We start from the raw sequence: 20,662 nt of genomic DNA, 5'->3' as shown, positions 1-20,662 counted from the left end.
TTTGCCTCTTAATCCTGTGCGATTTTGGGCGCCAGCGGCGCCGTCGCATCCGCCAGCCAGACAGCGGTTTCCGGATCGAGATCCGGATTCAAGGTCTCGCGCACCCGCGCATGATAAGCATCGAGCCATGCGATCTCGCCGCCATCGAGCAAGGACAGATCGATCAGGGCGCGGTCGATCGGTGCCAGGGTGAGCGTCTCGAAGCCGAGCATCGGCCGTTCCGCCCCCGGCACCTCACGCGGCTCCACGGCAACCAGATTCTCGATCCGGATACCGAACGCGCCGGCCCGGTAGTAACCCGGCTCGTTGGAGATGATCATACCGGGCTTCAACTCGGCACCCCCGCCGGACTTGGAAATCCGCTGCGGCCCTTCATGCACGCCGAGATAGGCGCCGACGCCATGCCCCGTGCCGTGATCGTAATCCAGCCCCGCCTCCCAAAGCGGCCGCCGGGCCAGGGCATCAAGCTGACCGCCCGTCGTGCCCTGCGGGAAAACCGCGCGGGACAAGGCGATCATGCCCTTCAGCACCAGCGTGAAGCATCGCTGCTCCTCCTCGCCGATAATCCCGGTCGAAAGGGTGCGGGTGATATCCGTGGTGCCGTCGAGATATTGCGCGCCGGAATCGACCAGATAGATCTCCCCCGGCTCCAGGTCCCGGTTGCTTTCCTCCGTCACCCGGTAATGCACGATGGCGCCGTTCGGCCCGGCGCCGGAGATCGTATCGAAGCTCGGCCCGCGGAACATCTCATGCTCGGCCCGGAAGCCGTGCAGCCGTTCCACCAGCGTCATCTCGTCCAGCCCGCCCTGATGCGCCCGGCTGGAAAACCAGCAGAGAAACCGGGCATAGGCCAGGGCATCGCGGTAATGCGCGGCGCGCACGCCGATCATCTCGATATCGTTCTTCACCGCTTTCGCCGCGACGACCGGATCCGCCTGCAGGTCCAGCTTGCCCTTTGCCTTCCGGATCCGCTCCATCGCCCAGACCGGTGCGCTTGCCGGATCGATCCGGACCGTCAGCCCGTCCCCGGCGAGCCGGTCGAGCGCATCGCCAAGCGCGTCCTGCGGACGCACTGTCACGGCATTGCCGAGGTGCGCCAGAATGTCCGGACCGAGTTTCTTGCCGTCGATGAAGAGTTCCAGCGTTTCGTCCGCGGACAGGATCGCGAAACACAGGCAGAGCGGCGTATTCGCCACATCATTGCCGCGCGCATTCAGCAGCCAGGCAATCGATTCCGCCGAGGTGATCAGCAGCGCATCGGCGGCCGCTTCCTTCAGCACCCCGGCAATCTCCGACCGCTTCTCCTCGGAACGCTTGCCCGCATAGGCGGCCGGATGCGGCAGCATCGGTTCCGCCGGTTCTGCCGGCCGGTCGGTCCAGACGGCATCCAGCGGGTTGGCCTCAAGCAGAACCAGCTCCCCGCCCGCCTTCTCGACCGCCGTGCGCAACCGCTCCACCTGCTGGTCCGTATGCAGCCAGGGATCAAGGCCAAAGCGCTGGCCCTTGTCCAGTACCTCGCCGATCCAGTCGGCGGCGCTTTTGTCCGCGATGTTGAAACGCTGATAGAGGGTGCCGTCGACCTGGTTTTCGATCTGCAGGCTGTAGCGGCCATCGGTGAAGACCGCCGCCTTGTCCCGCAGCACCACGGCCGTCCCGGCGGAGCCATTGAAGCCGGTCAGCCAGGCCACGCGTTCGGCGGAAGGCGGCAGATATTCGCTCTGATGCGCGTCGGCCCGCGGCACGATCATTCCATCCACTCCGGCTTCCGCCAAAGCCGCCCTGAATGTACCAAGCCGTTCCGCTGCCGTGCCCGTTGCGGACATATTTCCTGCTCCCTGCCGTGCCTCGATCCGGATGCCTGTTATCCAGATTAGGCACCACAGGTGACAGGAACAAGGAAAGCAGACAAGCGCTTCAGATTAGTTTTATTAACAGGCAGTTAAGATCAACGCATGACAAACACCTTGATGCATGCGCAAAATGCATGACTGAGCTGCAAACACACCGCTCCTCACATGTCAAGGCTGGATCTATATCTCCGTCATCAGAACAAAACGACCGTACAAACACCCCTCTGGGACGCCAACGATGAACTACTACAAACTCAACAGCAGCCTCGAAGACCTGAACGTCCAGGAAGCGGGTCCCTTTGTCGCCCGGATCACGTATCCCGGCGACACAGTGCTCCGCCGTCACAGCCTGTACAGCGCCGAGATGCAGATCCGGGTTGAGTATAACCGTTACATCGGCGCCCTGATTGCCAAAGGAGCCAAGTCCATGTTCAAGAGCATCGTCAATCGCCTGCGTATTTCCCGCACCATGTTCGAGCTGAACAATCTCGACGACCGGATGCTGGCCGACATCGGCCTGACCCGCAGCGACATCACCTCGGTTGCCCGCCGCATCGCCAGTGTTTCGACCCAGCCGGTCGCAGCCCAGACGATGATTACGCCGGCCGCCACGGTTACTGAAATTCCGGCTGGCTTCGTCGCCGAAGCCGCCAACACGGACGAGCAGCGGGAAGCCGCCTAATTCCCCCTCCCCGAAGGAGGCTTCTCTAGCGCTCGAAAGTCGGCGGTTCCGAAATTCCTCCCGTTCGGAACCGCCGCCCCCAAGTTTAAGTGCGTTCCTACCCTGAAACATCCCCCTGCCGGTGTGGTCCCGAGACCGCGCCGGTTTTCTTTTTCAGCATCAGCGTCATCCAGTCGCCGAACCTCCATTTCCCGGCCAGCACCAGCCCCTGCTGACGATGCGCCGAGAGCACGGCCGCGCTCTGGTGATAAAGCAGCCCCGACAGAACGGCGATCCCGCCCGGCTTCAATGCGCGGTTAAGCGACGGCGCCATCTTGCAGAGCGGCCGCGCCAGGATGTTGGAGAGGATCAGCTCGTAGGTTTCCGCCGGGCGGTTCCTGAGAACCGCATAGCCGTTTCCGGCCCGGGCCTCGACCCGCTTTCCGACCCCGTTCGTCGCGGCATTTTTCAGCGTGGTTTCCACCGATACCGGATCGATATCGACCGCCATGACCCTGGTGGCCGGCCAGATCTTTGCCGCCGCCATGCTGAGAATACCGGAGCCGCAGCCCATATCGAGTACCTTGGGCGGCGTCATCCGCCGGGACAGCCGGTCGATCGCCCGCAAGCAGCCCTCGGTCGTACCGTGCGAGCCGGAGCCGAAAGCTTGTGCCGCATCGACCTCGATATTCAGGATTCCGACCGGCGCCTTGCCGCGCAAATGCGAGCCATGCACCAGAAACCGGCCGAACTGCATCGCCGGGAATGACTCCCGGTTTTGACGCAGCCAGTCCGTATCCGGCAGCAGCTCGATCTCGACCTCGGGCAGATCATATCCGCCGAGGGTCGCGGCAATGGACAGCGCGCCGACGATCTCGCTTCGATCCGGCTCGACGGTCGAAACACCCTTCAGGACCCAGGTCCTGTCCTCCTCCAGCTCGAAGACCGAGATGGCCTCGACAAAAGGCTCAAGCACATCCGACAGCGGCAACGCGGCTTCGGCTGAGGTTTCCAGTGAAATCTGCCAGATCGGCGTCATCATCGTCTCACTCACTAGGGCTTACTCACGAAACTGGCGACGAGCTTCTTGCTGCCCGCCTTGTCGAAAGAAATCTGCAGCTTGTCGCCATCGACGGACGACACGGTGCCCATACCGAATTTCTGGTGGAACACCCGCTCGCCCACCGCGAAGGGCGGCGGCTTGCTGCGATCCACGACATAGCCCTTGCCTTCAATCAACGGCGCCTTCGCCCGGCCCTCGCCACCGCGCCGGCCATATCCGGGGCCCCGGCCGCCCTGGCCGGAACCATAGCCGAAACTGCTGCTCCCGCCCCAGTCGTCCGTGTTGCCGGAAGCACCACCATAGCCGCCATAGCGCGCGCCCTGGAACCCGGTCTCGCTGCTGACCTCAACCTGATCGGCCGGTAATTCATCGACGAAGCGGGACGGGATCGAGCTTTGCCACATGCCGTGCACCCGCCGGTTCGCGGCGAAGCTGATATGGATCTGCTTGCGTGCCCGGGTCAGCCCGACATAGGCCAGCCGGCGTTCTTCTTCCAGGCCGGCGGCACCGCTTTCATCCAGCGCCCGCTGGTTCGGGAACATGCCGTCTTCCCAGCCGGGCAGGAACACCTGATCGAATTCCAGCCCCTTGGCCGCATGCAGGGTCATGATGCTGACCTGATCCTGATCGATGCTCTGGGCATTTTCCATGACCAGACTGATATGCTCGAGGAAGCCAGCGAGATTCTCGAACTCCTCCATGGCGCCGCAGAGTTCCTTCAGGTTCTCCAGACGGCCCGGCGCTTCCGGTGTCTTGTCCTTCTGCCACATCTCCGTATAGCCGGATTCATCCAGCACGATGCGGGCAAGATCGCTGTGATCCTCGACATCGATCAGGGACCGCCAGCGTTCGAAATTCTCGATCACCTCGGCCAGCTTGCGCTTGGCGGCGGGTTTCAGCTCGTCCGTTTCGATGATCCGGGAGGCTGCCCGGTAGAGCGACATACCCTCGTTGCGGGCCAGATGATGCACCACCTGCATGGTGGCATCGCCGATACCGCGCTTCGGCTTGTTGACGATGCGCTCGAAGGCAAGATCGTCGTCCCGCTGGTTGATCACCCGGAGATAGGCCAGCGCGTCCCGGATCTCCATCCGCTCATAGAAACGCGCGCCGCCGATCACCCGGTAGGGCAGACCGATGGTCAGGAAACGTTCCTCGAACTCGCGGGTCTGGAAACCGGCCCGGACCAGCACCGCCATCTGGGCGAGCTTCACGCCCTTGCGCTGCAGCGCTTCCATCTCGTCGCCGACATGCCGGGCTTCCGATTCCCCGTCCCAGAGACCGCGCACATCAAGCTTTTCGCCTTCCGCGCCGTCGGTCCACAGCGTTTTACCGAGCCGTCCCTCGTTATGGGAGATCAGCGCGGAAGCCGCCGCCAGGATGCGCGAGGTCGAGCGGTAATTCTGTTCCAGCCGGATGGTCGCCGCGCCCGGAAAATCCTTCTCGAATTTCAGGATGTTTCCAACCTCGGCACCCCGCCAGCCATAGATCGACTGATCGTCATCGCCGACGCAGCAGATGTTCCGGCTTTTCTGTGCCAGCAGCCGGAGCCAGAGATATTGAGCGACGTTTGTGTCCTGATATTCGTCGACCAGGATGTAGGTAAACTGATCGTGATATTTCGTGAGCACATCGGGATGGCTCTGAAATAGGTCCACGCACAACAGCAGAAGATCACCGAAATCGACCGCATTCAGGATTTTCAGGCGTTCCTGGTACTGCCGGTAAATCTCCACCAGCCGGCCGCCGGCGGCATCGCCCGCTTCGTCGCGTCCGACCTTGTCCGGGGTCAGCGCGCGATCCTTCCAGCGCTGGATGACACCCATCATGGCCCGTGCCGGCCACTTCTTGTCGTCGATATTCCCAGCCTGCAAAAGCTGCTTCAGCAGGCGTTGCTGATCGTCCGAATCAAGGATGGTGAAATCGGACCGTAACCCCGCGAGTTCCGCATGGCGCCTCAGAATTTTGGCCCCAAGCGCATGGAAAGTGCCGAGCCAGACCTGCTCCGCCATGGGACCGATCATGCCCCCGACACGCTCCCGCATTTCCCGCGCGGCCTTGTTCGTGAAGGTCACGGCGAGGACGTTCCAGGGCCGGGCGCGGCCGGTTGAAATCAGGTGTGCGAGACGGGTTGTCAGCACCCGCGTCTTGCCGGTCCCGGCACCGGCGAGAACCAGCAAGGGCCCGTCCAGAGTCCGGACGGCCTGCGACTGCGCCTCGTTCAGGCCTTGCAGATACGGCGCGTCAGCATCGGATCCGGCGGGCGGCGTTTCGGGTTCACTCTCGAAAAACAGGTCAGACATACGATGCAGCAGAAATTTTTTTGGTTACGATGGGGTCCATTGGCCTTTAACAAAATTTTAGTGAATCCGGATATATCTTAATCCCAACAGCCCGACGGGCCCCGAGATTTGCTTAAAGGACCTTGTGAAACGCGTTTCGATCCATTGTTAAAAGCGCCACTCGCGCTACCTCTACCACAATAGATCCTGACACGCGTCATTGCTGATTACAGATCCGTTGTCGCGCCTTTCAAGAGCCGGTCCCAAATGGTCGCGATAAACGGTAGACGGGATGCCAATCCGATGTTTGTCCCCAACGAGCATATGGAGGCATCCCGTCGCCTTTTCAGCTCCCTGCCCGGCCCGGGACACCCAGTCCAGCACGCCAATCCGGCATGAACACAATCAGCCCAGATACCCGTTACCTTTCGTTCGATCCCCGTGCTCCTCGTCGCGAATTTGCTCCAGAGCGCGATTATAGGTGCGCATCACATCCGCTTCGTCGAGCCACCCGATCAGGGTTTTCGCTTCCTGTCCCTTGACGACCGGAAGCACCCCGTCCGAGACCTCCGCAAAACTCTCCATCACCGCCCCCAGCCGCTCTGACTCGAGCAGGCTTGGACGGGACGTATCCAGGAACGGCTTCAGGTCGAAATCCGATTCTTCTCCGTCACCCGCGGAGAATGCCGTCTGGCCAAGCCCCGCCAGCGTCAGGCTGCCGAGCAGCCGCCCGTCACTGTTTGTCACGAAAACCACCCCGTTACCGGATGCAAGCAGCGCGGCCCGCACCTCGGCCAGCCCGGCATCGCGGGAGACCGTCGAAACCTCTTCGTGAATCAGGTTCGAAACGGTCAATCCGCCCAGCACCTCGACGTCATGACCGCCCCGGACCATAACGCCCCGGGCCTCAAGCTGCTTGTGGAAGAAGGATGGGCCGTTCAGCGTCCGGGTCAGCAGGGAGGCAATCACGACCGCCACCATCACGGCGATTGTCAGGCGGTAATCGCCGGTCAGCTCCACAATGATCAGCATGGTGGAGATCGGCGCCCCGAGAACAGCCCCGGAGACCGCCCCCATGCCAACGAGCGTATAGGCACCATGGCCGGAGGAAAGGTTCGGATAGGGAATGGAGGCCATGATGCCGAAGGAACCGCCGACCATCGCGCCGATGAAGAGACTGGGACTGAACATCCCGCCGCCGAAGCCAAAGCCGAATGAGATGGCTGTCGCCAGCATCTTCAGCAGGGCAAGCAGGATCAGCGTGCCGAGCAGGTAATGCTCGTTCAGGGCGCTGTCCATCGCCTCATAGCCAACACCAAGCAGCTCCGGGTAGAAGATCGCGATGCCCCCCACCGCAAGCCCTCCAATGGCCGGACGCAGCCAGTATGGCAGCCGTGTCCGGTCGACAAGGGACTGCATCAGCGTCATCAGCCGCATGAAGGCGATGGCGGCTCCCGCCGCCGTAATTCCGAGCAGGGCAAAGGCCCCGAATTCCAGGAAGGACGCGATTTCGTGCGGCGGCATGGCAAAGGCAGGCACATCTCCGAAATAGACCCGCGCAACAATCGTTCCGGCGACGGACGCGATGACGATCGGCGCAAACGCGGTCAGCGCGTAATGGCCGATGACGACTTCAAGCGCGAAGAACACGCCCGCCACCGGCGCATTGAACGAAGCGGCCACCGCCGCCGCGACGCCGCATCCGAGCAAAGTACGGGACTGTGAACGGGCCAGCCTGAAACGGCGCCCCATATAGCTGGCAATGGTCGCCCCGAGATGCACCGCCGGGCCTTCCCGGCCGACGGACGCCCCGGCACCGATGGATGCGGCACTGACCAGCGCCGCGCCGAGGCCCGCCCGGCCCGACATCCTTCCCGCCCGCAACGCATTGGCCTCAATCACGTCTGCGACGCCCTGGGGCCTGCGGCCCGGCATGAAGTAATGGATATAGAGGCCGATCAGCAGCCCGCCCAGGGCAGGCGCCAGCAACAGATGCCACCAGGCCAGGCCGGCAACGCCGGAGACGACCCGCTCATGCCCGAATCCGTAGAACCCGGTCTGGATCAAACCGATCAGTTCCCGAAACAGCACGGCCGCGAAAGCAGCAGCAGTGCCGACCGCTACCGCCAAAGCCGAAAGCAGCACCTGTTCGTTTCGAATTCCAGCGGCGGCACGCCCCCGTATTCCCCGCAATCCTGCGGACAGATAATCACGGACCATGCCGGCTAAGACCTCCTGATACCAATCACGCGGCCCGCCGCTTCCGGGCGGGGCAGCGCATCATGTTCCCGCCGCACCGCCGCGATCCTGTCCAGTGCATCCTCGGGGAAAGGCGCCGGGCGCCGGGTCAGCAGGTCAACATGCATCATCATCAACTCATTCGTCGCGGCCAGATACCCTTCGGCCGCGTGGTACATCCGGTGAAGCACGTGCATCCGCTTCGCATCGTGATCGAGGATTTGCGTGGTGAAGCGGAGCCCGTCACCGGGCCCCACCTCGCGATCGTAGGTCACATGCGCCTCCAGCACGAAGACGGAGGCGTCATGTTCATGGCGGTAGAGTGAACCAAGAGCCAGATGGTCCAGCAAGACGTCGGTTGCCTTGTCAAAAGCAACGACATAGTAGCCGACATTCATGTGACCGTTATAGTCGACCCATTCCGGCAGGACCGTCAATTCGCCGGAAGCGAAACACTTGTTCAAATCAGCCTGTTCCATAGGGCCGACATTAGCGGCAATTGTTTTGTCCCGCCAAGGCACACAAACGGAAGTTCAGCGGTGAGGCTCTTACAATATCTCGGACGGCGCGCGGCGCTGGTCATGGCGCTCGGCGTTTTTATCGGCCTTGCCCTGCCGGATCTGGCTGCCGTGGCAAAGCCCCTGCTCTCACCGACCGTCCTGGTCATGCTCACCGTCGCCATGACCCGGACCGACGCCTCCTCGCTCGGCCGGACCAGCCGGCGGGCAGGCACGCATCTGGTCGCCCTCCTCTGGGTGCTGATCGCCACGCCCTGCCTGATGTATGCCGCGCTCGTCTTTTTCGACGTGCCCTTGGAACTGGCCACACCGATGCTGATCTGGAGCGGCAGCCCGCCCCTGGTCACGGTTCCCGTCATCGCCCTCATCATCGGCATCGATTCGGCGGCAGCGCTGTTCCTGATGGTGGTCTCGACCTTCGTCTTCCCGTTCATTCTGCCCGGCCTTCTGTTCTGGCTGATCGGCATCGAGGTTGAGCTGAGCGCCGGCGCGCTGACTTTGAAACTGGCATTGATGATCGCCGGATGCGCCCTTGCCGCGACCATCATCCGCCGCAAAGTCGGCACCGAGGTTTTGCGCGAAAAAGCCGCCCTGCTCGACGGCATTGCCGTTCTGCTGATGCTGATTTTCGCCATTTCGGTCATGGATGGCGTGCTGGACTGGCTGATGACCGACCCGGCAACGGTTCTCATCTATACCGGTGCGGCCTTTGCCGGCAGCCTTGCCCTGCAGCTGTTGGGCGGGCTGGCGTTCTTCTGGACAGACCGCCAGAACCAGCTCTCTGTTGCCCTGTCCTCCGGAAACCGCAACATGGCGTTGTTCATGGCCGCCGCCGGCTCCGCGCTTGGGCCTGAAGCATTCCTGTTTTTTGCGGCTGTGCAGTTTCCGATCTATATACTGCCGGTACTGCTGAAGCCGATTTACCAAAAACTGTCGGATTAGGCTGAAGCCACCCACATAAGTAGTCTCGGGCATCCCATAGGATTAACGAATTAGCATTATTTAATTGGTTTGCTGATAACGCGGTAAACGCCTCGTCAGTCAAATATAAGGAGAACGCATTTGCGTTCTGCGATCACACGGGCAAAACGGCGGGGCCGCCTCGGCCTCTGGCAAAGGCGATTGACGGTCATCGCCCTGACCGGCATCGGCGTGCTCGCAAGCTACTTTTTCACCCTTGGAAAAGCCGAGAACTACCAGCATCTGGTTGCCGCGACGATCAGCGTTTTCGGGATCTGCACCCTGATCGCGGATTGGGTGGTTTCCCGCGACATCAAGCGTGGCGGCGGCGTCCAGGCGATGCGCTCGGGCGGCACTCTCAGCACTGGCCCCGGCGCCATGGCCGGGCGGCTCTGGGCACAGGGTGAAGGGTTCCGGTTACACAGCCTCAACACAGAGGCTCGTGAGAACTTTCATGAGGCCGAGGGCCTGTTCAAGGAGGCCAAGGACCCGGAGGGTGCGATCGAATGCATGATCAGCCTCGGAAAACTCGAGCGCGCCCGCGATCACCCTGACGAGGCCTCGAAAAAATTCGAAGCCGCCTACAATACGGCAAGCGGGGCCAAGAGCCGGACCGGAATGGCCAATGCCCTGCTGCAACAGGGCTACCTCCTCATTCACCGGAAAAGCGCGGATGGCGCGCGACAGGCCTTCGAGGAGGCAAGCAAGCTATACGCCGAGGAAAACAGCCGGTTCGGCGAAGCCAACGCGGCGCTCGGCTCGGCGGAAGCTTCCATGATCCTGACCAAGGCGGAGGAAGCGGCCGCCACATTCGACCATGCGCATTTCCTCTTCAGCCAGGTCGGGGACCGCAATGGCGAAGCGCACGCGCTTTATTGCCGGGCGGAGATCGACCGGCAAAAGAGACGCTCGGCCGAAGCCCAGAACCGCCTGGAACGCGCCCTCACACTCTATCGCCGCACGGGCGATTTTCTTGGCGAGGCAACCGTTCGTCTTGCCATGACCGATATCCAGCGCCGCCTCGGCCGGGCCCCGAATGCGCAGGCCTCCGCCCTTGAAGCCGCCGACCGGTTTCGCGACGCGGCCCGGCGGATCGGCAACAGCCCGATGCTGGCCGGACGCGGAGATATCAGACGGGCCCCGATCCGGTTCGAGATCGCCCGGTCCCACGGCGGCATTGCTCGCACCATGCTCGCCGAATCGAAGGATGGCACCCTGGAAGCCCGCCTGCTCATCGGGCTTGGCGAGATGGAGCGCATGACCGGCAGGCTCGAGGATGCCCGGATGAATTTCGACCGGGCGATTCAGCTCTCGAAAAGCTCCAAGACGCTGGCGATCCTGGCAGACGCGCTGAAGGGCAAGGGGCGGGTCGAAATGCAGAAGGGCAATTCCCGCGGTGCCCGCGAGGCGATGAAGGAAGCCCAGAACCATTATAAAAACGCCGGCGGCGCCCGCGATGCGGCCCAAACCCTGATGGATCTGGGCCAGATCGACCTGCTGATGGAAAATCCCGACCGGGGCCGGGTGACATTCGCCCAGGCCCGGACAATGTATCGGGGATTGAATGAAATCGGCCTTGAAGGCGCGGCCTTGCGCGCTATCGGGGATCTGGAATCGCAACTCGGCCGGCTGCAACAGGCGCAACAGGCTTACGCGGAAGGGCGCGGACTGTTCCGGCAGGCCGCCGACCACATCAGCGAAGCCGATTCTCTCCTGATGATCGGCCTGCTTTCCATCAATGTGGACAATGCGACGGCCGCCGCTTTCACGATTCAGGCAGGGCGGCTTTACAAAGCCGTCGGCACCATCGAATGGTATCGCCGGGCCTTCGCTTTGGCCCGGCGGATCAGGTGATTTCCGGCGGGGTAACATGAACAGGGAACGCGATATTTTTGCAACATGGCCGCCGCAAGAAATCGTGGGTAAATTGTGAGGCCTTGGCCTTGCTTAAACCTCTGTGGTACCAGCTTATCCTCGACGATAAGGGTATCTGATCCGTGGAATGCCCTTTGCATGTGCAAGGGCGAGCTTCGGATCAAGAGGCGGTTGTTGGCTGAAACGCGCAGGTAACGGGTTGAAATTTATGACTTTTCTATCTCGTATTCACCGGACCGCCGGTGTTTTTTTGGTGCTGACCATCCTTGCCGGATGTGCGACTCAGCCTCAGGAACCAGGATCAGGCCCTCAGGTTTATGACCCGATTGAGCCGGTCAACCGCGTGTTCTTCGCAATGAACGAAACGGTTGATACTTTCGTGCTGCAGCCGACGGCCTTCGTCTACAAGACCGCGCTGCCCGATCCGATACAGGACATGGTCCGCAATTTCCTGCGCTGGTTGCGCTCGCCGGTGGTGATCGCCAACAGCCTGCTGCAGGGCGACACGGACAATGCCGGCAATGCCACCCGCCAGCTTTTCGTTAACGGCCTCACAGTCGGCCTGATCGACTGGGGACACGGCCAGGACTGGGGCTACCGCAATGAAGATTTCGGCCAGACCCTCGGCTATCACGGCGTCGATGGCGGCCCGTATCTCGTGCTTCCCCTCCTCGGCCCGTCGAACGGCCGGGATCTGGTCGGCCGCGTTGTCGATATTTTCTTCGATCCGCTGACCTACATCGTCAGCGGGCCGGGCGCCCGGAATGCGATTGCCATCGCCCGTAACGGCACCAGCGCCGTTGACTTCCGCGCCCGCAATTTCGATCAGATCAACGAGCTCAAGGCTTCCTCCGTCGACTATTACGCCCGTTTGCGGTCGATCTATCTGCAACGCCGCGAAGCCGTGATCCACAACGGTAAAGTTCCGGATTCCGCTCTGGCGGCAGACGGCAGCAAGGAATTCGAGGATTTCTCGCCCACAGACCGGCCGCGTTCCGTTACCGGCGCGCTTCCGGCTAAATCCAATTGAGTCAGGCGATCACGATGACCCAGCTACATCGCGCGATTTTCCTGCTTTTCATCTGTATCGCCGTGCCTCTGGCACCGGCGGCTGCCGATGACAAAGGGGCTGCCGCGGAAAAGTTCGTAGACAATCTCGGTGAAGCGGCGCTTGCGCTGGTGACCGACAAGGAAATCGTCGGCGAGGCCCGCCGGGAAAAATTCCGCGCCCTTCTGAACGAGCATTTCGATCTTAACTGGATCGGCCAGTTCGTCCTTGGCCGGAACTGGCCCCGGGCCAGCCCGGAACAGCGGGAAACCTACCTGAAGCTCTTCGAGGAGAGCCTCGTCTTCACCTACACGAACCAGTTCGACAATTATTCGGGACAGAAGTTCGAAGTCACCGGTAACGGCGAAAACGGCCGCTATACCGTGGTGAAAAGCGAGATCATCGATCCCGTGAATCCCCAGGGCAATGTGCTGGTCGACTGGCGGCTGATCAAGGATGGCGAGACATTCAAGATCGTCGATGTGGTGATCGAGGGCATCAGCATGGGTATCACCCAGCGCAACGAATATACCTCCGTGATCGAAAGCAACGGCGGCAAGATCGATCCCCTGCTGGCACGCATGGAAAAGATCCTCGAAGGACTGCGCAAACGCACCTGATCCTGCGCTTCAGATAATCGCTCATAAAAAACGCCGGCTCGAAGCCGGCGTTTTTCATTTCAGGATGTTTTCTCTTCCCGACGGCGGCTCAGGTACGCGCGATCGGCTTGTACTTGATCCGGTGCGGCTCAACCGCATCGGAGCCCAGCCGGGACTTCTTGTCTTCTTCATAAGCCTGGTAGTTGCCCTCGAACCACTCGACATGGCTGTCGCCCTCGAAGGCGAGGATGTGGGTCGCGATCCGGTCGAGAAACCAGCGGTCATGGGTGATGACCACGGCGCAACCGGCAAATTCCAGCAGCGCCTCTTCCAGCGCCCGGAGCGTGTCGACGTCGAGATCGTTGGTCGGCTCATCGAGCATCAGCAGGTTGGCGCCGGATTTCAGCATCTTCGCCAGATGCACCCGGTTCCGCTCACCGCCCGATAGCTGGCCAACTTTCTTCTGCTGGTCGGCGCCACGGAAGTTGAACAGCCCGCAATAGGCCCGGCTCTGCATCTTCCGCTTGCCCAGATCGATCTCGTCCAGCCCGTCGGAGATTTCCTCCCAGACGGTTTTCTTCGCGTCGAGCGAGTCGCGGGACTGGTCGATATAACCGAGCACAACTGTCTCGCCGACCGTGAAGGTGCCGCTGTCGGCGCTCTCCTGACCGGTGATCATCCGGAACAGCGTGGTCTTACCGGCGCCGTTCGGGCCGATCACGCCAACAATGCCGCCCGGCGGCAGCTTGAAGGACAGATCGTCGATCAGCAGCCGGTCGCCAAAGCCCTTGTTCAGATGATCGGCCTCGATCACCTGACCGCCGAGGCGCGGGCCGGCCGGGATGACGATCTGAGCCGTGTCGGTACTCTTCTCCTCGCTCTTCGCCAGCAGCTCCTCATAGGCATTGAGACGCGCCTTGCTCTTCGCCTGACGGGCACGCGGCGACTGCCGGACCCATTCCAGCTCCTGGTTCAAGGAACGCTGGCGGGCATCCTCCGCCCGGCCTTCCTGCTCCATACGCTTCTGCTTCTGTTCCAGCCAGCCGGTATAGTTCCCCTCGTAGGGAATGCCCCGGCCCCGGTCGACTTCCAGAATCCAGCCCGCCACTTCATCCAGGAAGTAGCGATCATGGGTCACGGTCACGACGGTGCCCGGGAAGTCATGCAGGAAGCGCTGCAACCAGGCGACGGATTCGGCGTCCAGATGGTTGGTCGGCTCATCGAGCAGCAGCATGTCCGGTGTGGAGAGCAGCAGCTTGCAGAGCGCCACCCGGCGGCGTTCACCGCCCGACAGCTTGGTCACGTCCGCATCGCCCGGCGGCAGCCGCAGCGCGTCCATGGCGATCTCGACCTTGCGGTCCAGATCCCAGGCGTCGGCGGCGTCGATCTTCTCCTGCAGCTCGCCCTGCTCGGCCAGCAGGTCGTTCATCTGATCGTCGGTCATTTCCTCGCCGAACCTGGCGCTGACCTCGTTGAAGCGATCAAGCAGATCCTTCGTCTCGCCCATGCCTTCCATGACGTTGCCATGCACGTCCTTGTCGGCATTCAGCTCCGGCTCCTGCGCCAGATAGCCGATCTTGATGCCATCGGCGGCCCAGGCCTCGCCCACGAATTCCGTATCGACGCCGGCCATGATCTTCAGCAGCGTGGACTTACCCGCGCCGTTCCCGCCGAGCACGCCGATCTTGGCGCCGGGCAGGAAGGACAGATGAATGTTCTTCAAAACCTCGCGCCCGCCGGGCCAGGTCTTGCTCAGACCTTTCATCACGTAAATGTACTGGTACGCAGCCAAGGCGACGCTCCTATGAAGTATGAGAATGAGGCCAGAGTTGTAGCCAAGTGCAGGCCCGGCGGCAATGGGCCGCTTGCGGCGGGCTGGATGACGGGGTGCACGGGACCGCCCCACAGCCCTTTCCCGGACTTGATCCGGGACCTTCCGGCGAAGGGTGACATCCCCTGATCCGCCAATGGCGAGGGGTGATTTATGATCGAAAAGGTCCCGGATCAAGTCCGGGAAAAGGCTAAGGGGAGTCCTTCAAAACAGCTCTTCGAACCTGTCGCGCCATTCAGGGTTATGCCGTTCGATCATTTCGACCTTCCAGCGTCTCCTCCAGCGCTTCACCTGATATTCCCGGCAGCGTGCTTCCTCCATGCTCTGGTGCGGCTCGAAATAGACCAGGACATGCACATTGTAGTGCCTGGTGAAACCGGCGATGGCGCCGCTCCTGTGCTCGGCCATGCGCCGGGGCAGATCGGACGTGACCCCGGTATAGAGGACGCCATGCGGTTTGCTGGCGAGGATGTAGACGAACGGGCGCATGCCCCGGTTATGGGAGGCATGCTCGCGTTTTTTTTTCCCGGACTTGATCCGGGACCTTTTTGATCGTGGGGTGGCATCTGGAAGAGGAAGGTGGTGCCTTTCGCCGGAAGGTCCCGGATCAAGTCCGGGAAACGACGGGGTGGGCCCTATCCCCTCCCCGCGATCCGGTCGCGCAGCACCAGCACGCGTCTTGCCCGCTCCACCACCGGCACATCGATCATCTTGCCGCGAAAGCTCACCGCGCCGAGGCCTTCGGCCATGGCGTCGTCATAGGCGGCGACCATGGCGTCCGCCGTTTCCACCTCGTCTTCGGTCGGGCTGAACACGGCGTTCAGGATCGGCACCTGGGCCGGGTGGACACAGGAGGCGCCTTCCATTCCGAGGGCGCGGGCGCGTTGGGCGCTGGCCCGGAAGGCGTCCATGTCGGTGATCTCCGCGATGGAGCCGGCATAGCCGAGCGGCAGGATCTCCGCCTCGCGGGCGGCGCGCTGGACCAGGCGCATGTCTTCCAGCAGGTCCTCCGGGCCAAGGCCGGGCATGCCGAGGGCGGCAGAATAGTCTTCCTGGCCAAGGGACAGGCCCTTGAGGCGCGGGCTGGCCTTGGCGATCTCGCGCACATTGTTGAGACCGCGCGGGGTTTCGATCAGGCCCATGAAGCAGATGCTCCCGACCTGCATGCCGCGCTCGCGCTCCAGCTCCTCCACCGTCTCGTCAATGAACGCAAGATGATCCGCGCTCTCCAGCTTCGGCAGACACAGGCCGGAGACTTCCGGCCAGATGGCGGCTTCGAGATCCAGAATGGTCATGCGCCAGGGCCGGTTGATCCGGACCAGCACTTCGGTGCCCGCATTGGAGATCACCTGCGCCGCGTCGCGCAGGGCCGCCCGTGCGGCAGGCTTTTCCGCCGGCGGGATGCTGTCTTCAAGATCGAGCTTGATGACGTCCGCGCCGCGCGCCGAGGCTTTCTCGACAAAGCGCTGGTTGGTGACGGGCACATAGAGCAGCGAGCGCCAGAGAGGGAGAGGGCCAGCCATGTCAGATCACTCCTGCGTCGGTCAGTTTTGCCTGTTCGGCCGCATCAAAACCAAGCGCGGACCAGATCTCGTCATTGTGCTGACCAAGCTCCGGCGCCGGGCTGCGCACGCCCCCCGGCGTGTCGGACATGCGCGGGATGACCGCATGCATCGGCAGGCTGCCGGTCTCCGCATCCGGGAAGCTCTCGACCACGCCACGGCCTTCCATGTAATCGTCATCCGCAAGCTGGGCGACATCAGCGACGGGGCCGACCGTCACGCCCGCTTCCTCGAAGATGGCAAGGCATTCGGCCTGGGTCCGTTCACCCATATAGTCGGCGATGATCGGGTCCAGAATGTCGTTATGCTTCACCCGGTCGGAATTGGTTTTGAAGCGCGGATCGTCGATCAGCTCCGGCCGGCCGATGGTGCGGAACAGCCGCTCCGCCATGGCCTGGATGGAGCCGGACAGAGCCACATATTTGCCGTCCTTGCAGCGGTAGGTATTGCGCGGGGCGGTCAGGTTGGAGCGGCTCCCGGTGCGCTCTGGCACCTTGCCGCTGAGCGCGTAATTCGCCGCTTCCGGGCCGAGAATGGCGTGGATCGGCTCGAACAGGGAGAGATCGATGCTCTGGCCCTTGCCGCCCGACACCTCGACATTACGCAACGCCACCATGACCGAGAATGCCCCATAAAGGCCCGCAATCATGTCCGCCAAAGCCAGCGGCGGCAGCACCGGCGGCCGGTCGCCGAAACCGTTCAGCGCGGCAAAGCCGCTCATCGCTTCCACCAGCGAGCCGAAGCCGGGTTTGTGCTTCCATGGGCCGGTCTGCCCCCAGCCGGAGACGCGGACCAGCGTCAGTTTCGGGTTCAAGCCCTGCAGAACGTCAGGCCCGAGACCCCAGTCCTCAAGGGTGCCCGGCTTGAAGTTCTCCACGATGGCGTCTGCTGTCTCGACCAGCTTCAGGAACAGTGCCTTGCCTTCCGGCTTCCGCAGATCGAGCGTGATGCTCTTCTTGTTGCGGCAATAGACCTTCCAGTGCGTCGCCACCCCCTCGGTCCGCCAGTTGCGCAGATCGTCGCCGAAGCCCGGCCGCTCGATCTTGATCACCTCGGCGCCGTAATCGGCCAGCACGTGCGTGACCATATTGCCGGCAACGAGCCGGGAGAGATCGAGCACCCGCACGCCGTCCAGCGGCAGCTTGGCGTCGCTCTTGTAATCGCTTTCTGGATACCGTCCGGCGGTGCTCATGCTGCGGCCTCCCCGGCACCGGCGCGGGCCGCTTTCAGAAAATGATCCGTATCGGCTTCGGTCGTATTGAATGCGGTGACGAGACGAATGCCCACACTGCCGTCATCCGCTTCACCGAAAGCGTAATACTGGCATCCGGCGGAGCGCAGCGCCTGATGCACCGGCCCGGATATCCGGGCGAAGATCTCGTTGCCTTCGACCACGTGCAGCAGCTCCACGCCGGGCAGAGCCGTCAGCCCGTCCGTGAGGCGGCGGGCGGCATCGTTCGCGGTCCCGGCGTAGCGCAGCCAGTTGTCATTCTCGAGATAGGCGGCAAGCTGGGCCGACAGAAAGCGCATCTTGGAGAACAGATGGCCGCCGCGCTTGCGCCGGAATTCGAAGTCCTTGACCGCTTGCGGGTCGAAGAAGATCACAGCCTCGGCCGCGAAAGCGCCGTTCTTGGTAGCCCCGAAGGAAAGAGCGTCCACTCCGGCCTTCCATGTTGCCTCGGCGGGCGAACAGCCGAGGCCGAGCATCGCATTGGTGAACCGGGCGCCGTCCATATGCAACTTAAGGCCGTGCGCATGGGCGACATCGGCGATGGCCCGGATCTCGTCCAGACTGTAGGCCGTGCCCTTCTCCGTCAGCTGGGAGATGCTGACCGCCGCCGGTTTGGCGTGGTGCACCGCCGAGGCCGCGCTCGGATCACCGAGTTTTTTCGCCAGCGTGTCGGCGGTGAATTTGCCGTTCTCGCCTGCCAGCAGAGTCAGCTTGCCGCCGCCGATATAGAATTCCGGCGCCGCGCACTCGTCTTCCTCGATATGCGCGCCTTCATGGCAGAAGACCACGCCATAGGGCGGGGACAGCACCGACAGCGCCAGCGAGTTGGCGGCGGTTCCGGTCGCAACGGGATGGGCGATCAGGTCCGTCTCGAAAATCTCGGCGGCGCGGCGTCGAAAGATCTCCGTCAGATCGTCATTGCCGTAGGGCATGGCGAAACCGGTCGAGGCTTCCTGCAGAGCGGCCATGATTTCCGGTGCCGCACCGGCGACGTTGTCGCTGGCGAAATTGACGTTCCAGGTATTGGGATTCGTGTTCATGCCTTGCTTTCCGGAATCATTGCCACGCTGCCGTAAGGTGTCCCGGTTTCCAGATCGACGACGATCAGGCGGATCACCTCATCCGGGCTGCTGACCTGCACGATCATCTTGCCATCATGATACTGCGCCGGGCCGACCGTCGCGCCGTCCGGGATGACGACCCGGAGGGTCTCGGAGTTCCATGGGGTCATGCTTACGCTCCCTGTTTTCTAGTCTTCTGTTGGTGCCAGATCGATGGTGCCGAGCTCCGTGCCGGACCCAAGATCGAGAATCAGCAGACGGATACGTCCGTCGGCGAGGGTCATCTGCAGGATCATGCGGCCATCGTCGAACTGGGCCGGGCCGGGCCGGGCGCCTTTCGGGATCGTCACCTGAACGTTCCCGAAACCGGTCTGGACCGGCAGCGCTGCCGGGGCTTCCGGCGCGGCCACAGGCGCCGCCGGCGCAGGTTTTCCGCCATCTCCGCCGAGCCGGGTGGCCACCGTATAGGCAATCACGCCGAGGCCGCCGAGGATCATCACCCCCATCATCACGACGGCGATTTTCGCGGGCAGAAGCCAGCCCGGTTCTGCCTGCTTTTTGTTTTCATCGCTATCGGGTAGGTTCGCCGCCATGGATCCTGCTTCAGAAAAATTTCAGATAGAGATCGTGTCCGGCGACGCCGACGCACGGGAAGAGAATATCGACCGCATTGACCGCTGGCTCGCCGGTCGTCTGGCAGAGATGCCGGACATCCCGAACCTGTCCCGGAGTCGGTTGAAAAATCTCATCCTGGAAGGCCGCGTCAGCTGCGGAGACGCGACGATAACCGACCCCTCGGGAACGGTCAAACCGGGCCAGACCTATCGTGTCGATATTCCGCCACCGGAACCGGCAGAGCCCGAAGCCGAGGAAATTCCGCTCTCCGTGGTCTATGAGGATGACGACCTGATCGTCGTCAACAAGCAGGCCGGACTGGTCGTGCATCCGGCACCGGGAAGCTGGGACGGCACGCTGGTCAATGCCCTGCTCGCCCATTGCGGCGGCAGCCTGTCCGGGATCGGCGGAGTGAAAAGGCCCGGCATCGTGCACCGGATCGACAAGGACACCAGCGGGCTGATGGTCGTGGCCAAGAGCGACGATGCCCATCAGGGGCTGGTCGTGCAGTTCGCCGCCCACACCATCGAGCGCTGCTATCAGGCCGTGGTGCGCGGTGTGCCGACGAAATCCAGGGACCGGATCGAGGGGCCGATCGGCCGCAGCCAGCGCAACCGGAAGAAAATGGCGGTGACCGCCACCGGCAAGCCGGCCGTCACCCATTACAAGATACTGGAGCGGTTCGGCATGAAGGCCGCGCTGGTCGAATGCCGGCTCGAGACAGGACGGACCCACCAGATCCGGGTCCATTTGGCCAATATCGGCCATGCGCTGATCGGCGATCCGCTCTATGGACGCAGCAACAAGGCATCCGACCCGGAGCCGATCCGGACTTTCTCCCGGCAGGCACTGCATGCGGCGGTACTGGGCTTCGAGCACCCGATAAGCCACGAAATGCTTCGGTTCGAGAGCCCGCTGCCGGCCGATATGGTGCTGCTTCTGGACGGATTACGCGATAATCCTGAATAAGTTATTTTCCAGGCGCGTCCAATAGAATGAGAAACAGGCCTTAAAAAGTCCACATTCACACCCCAAATTAAGGTTGTGAGGGGGAACCGAACACAGTGTTCAGACGTTACCCTTGCAATGACGGCGCATGAACGGCCGTCAAAAAGATTGAGGGGAACCATGGCACAAGCAATCAACGTCCCGACTCTGTCGGCTGAAGGTAACCTGACACGGTACCTTCAGGAGATTCGCAAATTTCCGATGTTGAAGCCGGAAGAGGAATACATGCTCGCCAAAAGCTGGCGTGAGCATGACGATTC

Annotated in this window: 19 protein-coding genes; 7 read left to right on the top strand and 12 right to left on the bottom strand. The window is 62.4% G+C overall.

Features of this window, described 5'->3' with window-relative positions; translation table 11 throughout:
* Positions 1 to 8 precede the first annotated feature (8 nt).
* Positions 9 to 1,823 (bottom strand): aminopeptidase P family protein, encoded by a 1,815-nt coding sequence (locus AAC126_RS14310; RefSeq protein WP_339854441.1) that lies wholly within the window; start codon positions 1,821 to 1,823, stop codon positions 9 to 11.
* A 265-nt stretch (positions 1,824 to 2,088) separates the two neighbouring features.
* On the opposite strand from AAC126_RS14310, the gene AAC126_RS14305 reads away from it, so the two are divergent.
* Positions 2,089 to 2,532: a DUF1127 domain-containing protein gene (locus tag AAC126_RS14305; protein ID WP_339854439.1), complete on the top strand. Its 444-nt coding sequence runs from the start codon at positions 2,089 to 2,091 to the stop codon at positions 2,530 to 2,532.
* A 97-nt stretch (positions 2,533 to 2,629) separates the two neighbouring features.
* On the opposite strand, the gene AAC126_RS14300 is transcribed toward AAC126_RS14305, so the two are convergent.
* The 4 genes from AAC126_RS14300 to AAC126_RS14285 all read right to left on the bottom strand — a co-directional run bounded on the left by AAC126_RS14300 (position 2,630) and on the right by AAC126_RS14285 (position 8,558).
* The gene (locus AAC126_RS14300) at positions 2,630 to 3,565 is read right to left on the bottom strand and encodes a 50S ribosomal protein L11 methyltransferase (protein WP_339854437.1); all 936 of its coding nucleotides are present in this window, start codon (positions 3,563 to 3,565) and stop codon (positions 2,630 to 2,632) included.
* Complete coding sequence (locus AAC126_RS14295; protein WP_339854435.1) at positions 3,565 to 5,877, bottom strand: UvrD-helicase domain-containing protein; 2,313 nt, start codon at positions 5,875 to 5,877, stop codon at positions 3,565 to 3,567. The genes AAC126_RS14300 and AAC126_RS14295 overlap by 1 nt, the downstream gene beginning before the upstream one ends.
* A 384-nt stretch (positions 5,878 to 6,261) precedes the next feature.
* A complete protein-coding gene (locus AAC126_RS14290) occupies positions 6,262 to 8,076 on the bottom strand; it encodes a chloride channel protein (RefSeq protein ID WP_339854433.1) in 1,815 nt (604 codons plus the stop codon).
* Positions 8,077 to 8,081: 5 nt separating this feature from the next.
* Positions 8,082 to 8,558: a thioesterase family protein gene (locus tag AAC126_RS14285; RefSeq protein WP_339854431.1), complete on the bottom strand. Its 477-nt coding sequence runs from the start codon at positions 8,556 to 8,558 to the stop codon at positions 8,082 to 8,084.
* 75 nt (positions 8,559 to 8,633) lie between these two features.
* On the opposite strand from AAC126_RS14285, the gene AAC126_RS14280 reads away from it, so the two are divergent.
* The 4 genes from AAC126_RS14280 to AAC126_RS14265 all read left to right on the top strand — a co-directional run bounded on the left by AAC126_RS14280 (position 8,634) and on the right by AAC126_RS14265 (position 13,115).
* Positions 8,634 to 9,554: a hypothetical protein gene (locus tag AAC126_RS14280; protein ID WP_339854430.1), complete on the top strand. Its 921-nt coding sequence runs from the start codon at positions 8,634 to 8,636 to the stop codon at positions 9,552 to 9,554.
* 120 nt (positions 9,555 to 9,674) lie between these two features.
* Positions 9,675 to 11,426, top strand: a complete 1,752-nt coding sequence (locus tag AAC126_RS14275; protein WP_339854428.1) for a hypothetical protein — start codon at positions 9,675 to 9,677, stop codon at positions 11,424 to 11,426.
* A 148-nt stretch (positions 11,427 to 11,574) separates the two neighbouring features.
* Entirely contained in the window at positions 11,575 to 12,477 is a 903-nt protein-coding gene (locus AAC126_RS14270) for a VacJ family lipoprotein (RefSeq protein WP_339854427.1), read from the top strand.
* Between the two features lie 14 nt (positions 12,478 to 12,491).
* Positions 12,492 to 13,115, top strand: a complete 624-nt coding sequence (locus tag AAC126_RS14265) for an ABC transporter substrate-binding protein (protein ID WP_339854424.1) — start codon at positions 12,492 to 12,494, stop codon at positions 13,113 to 13,115.
* 88 nt (positions 13,116 to 13,203) lie between these two features.
* On the opposite strand, the gene ettA is transcribed toward AAC126_RS14265, so the two are convergent.
* From ettA to AAC126_RS14230, 7 genes are all read right to left on the bottom strand, one after another.
* The gene (gene ettA / locus AAC126_RS14260) at positions 13,204 to 14,886 is read right to left on the bottom strand and encodes an energy-dependent translational throttle protein EttA (protein ID WP_339854422.1); all 1,683 of its coding nucleotides are present in this window, start codon (positions 14,884 to 14,886) and stop codon (positions 13,204 to 13,206) included.
* 243 nt (positions 14,887 to 15,129) lie between these two features.
* Positions 15,130 to 15,414, bottom strand: a complete 285-nt coding sequence (locus AAC126_RS14255; RefSeq protein ID WP_339854420.1) for a GIY-YIG nuclease family protein — start codon at positions 15,412 to 15,414, stop codon at positions 15,130 to 15,132.
* Between the two features lie 146 nt (positions 15,415 to 15,560).
* Positions 15,561 to 16,448 carry a CoA ester lyase gene (locus AAC126_RS14250; protein ID WP_339854418.1) on the bottom strand — a complete coding sequence of 296 codons (888 nt, stop codon included), beginning with the start codon at positions 16,446 to 16,448 and terminating at the stop codon, positions 15,561 to 15,563.
* A 1-nt stretch (position 16,449) separates the two neighbouring features.
* Positions 16,450 to 17,679 carry a CoA transferase gene (locus AAC126_RS14245; RefSeq protein WP_339854416.1) on the bottom strand — a complete coding sequence of 410 codons (1,230 nt, stop codon included), beginning with the start codon at positions 17,677 to 17,679 and terminating at the stop codon, positions 16,450 to 16,452.
* On the bottom strand, positions 17,676 to 18,758 hold the full coding sequence (locus AAC126_RS14240; protein WP_339854414.1) for a low specificity L-threonine aldolase: 1,083 nt from the start codon (positions 18,756 to 18,758) through the stop codon (positions 17,676 to 17,678). The genes AAC126_RS14245 and AAC126_RS14240 overlap by 4 nt, the downstream gene beginning before the upstream one ends.
* Entirely contained in the window at positions 18,755 to 18,949 is a 195-nt protein-coding gene (locus AAC126_RS14235; RefSeq protein WP_339854413.1) for a hypothetical protein, read from the bottom strand. Before AAC126_RS14235 ends, AAC126_RS14240 begins: the two co-directional genes overlap by 4 nt.
* 18 nt (positions 18,950 to 18,967) lie before the next feature.
* Positions 18,968 to 19,372 (bottom strand): hypothetical protein, encoded by a 405-nt coding sequence (locus tag AAC126_RS14230; protein WP_339854411.1) that lies wholly within the window; start codon positions 19,370 to 19,372, stop codon positions 18,968 to 18,970.
* Between the two features lie 34 nt (positions 19,373 to 19,406).
* Here AAC126_RS14230 and AAC126_RS14225 point away from each other — a divergent pair, with 34 nt between their 5' ends.
* Positions 19,407 to 20,363 carry an RluA family pseudouridine synthase gene (locus AAC126_RS14225; RefSeq protein WP_339854409.1) on the top strand — a complete coding sequence of 319 codons (957 nt, stop codon included), beginning with the start codon at positions 19,407 to 19,409 and terminating at the stop codon, positions 20,361 to 20,363.
* A gap of 159 nt (positions 20,364 to 20,522) precedes the next feature.
* The coding region (locus AAC126_RS14220) for a sigma-70 factor domain-containing protein (RefSeq protein ID WP_339854455.1) at positions 20,523 to 20,662 on the top strand (140 nt) is incomplete at its 3' end.

Source organism: uncultured Nisaea sp. (genome assembly GCF_963974195.1).
Taxonomy (GTDB): Bacteria; Pseudomonadota; Alphaproteobacteria; order Thalassobaculales; family Thalassobaculaceae; genus Nisaea.
The sequence above is the reverse complement of the archived record's forward strand: the minus strand, read 5'-3'. Positions and strand labels throughout refer to the sequence as shown.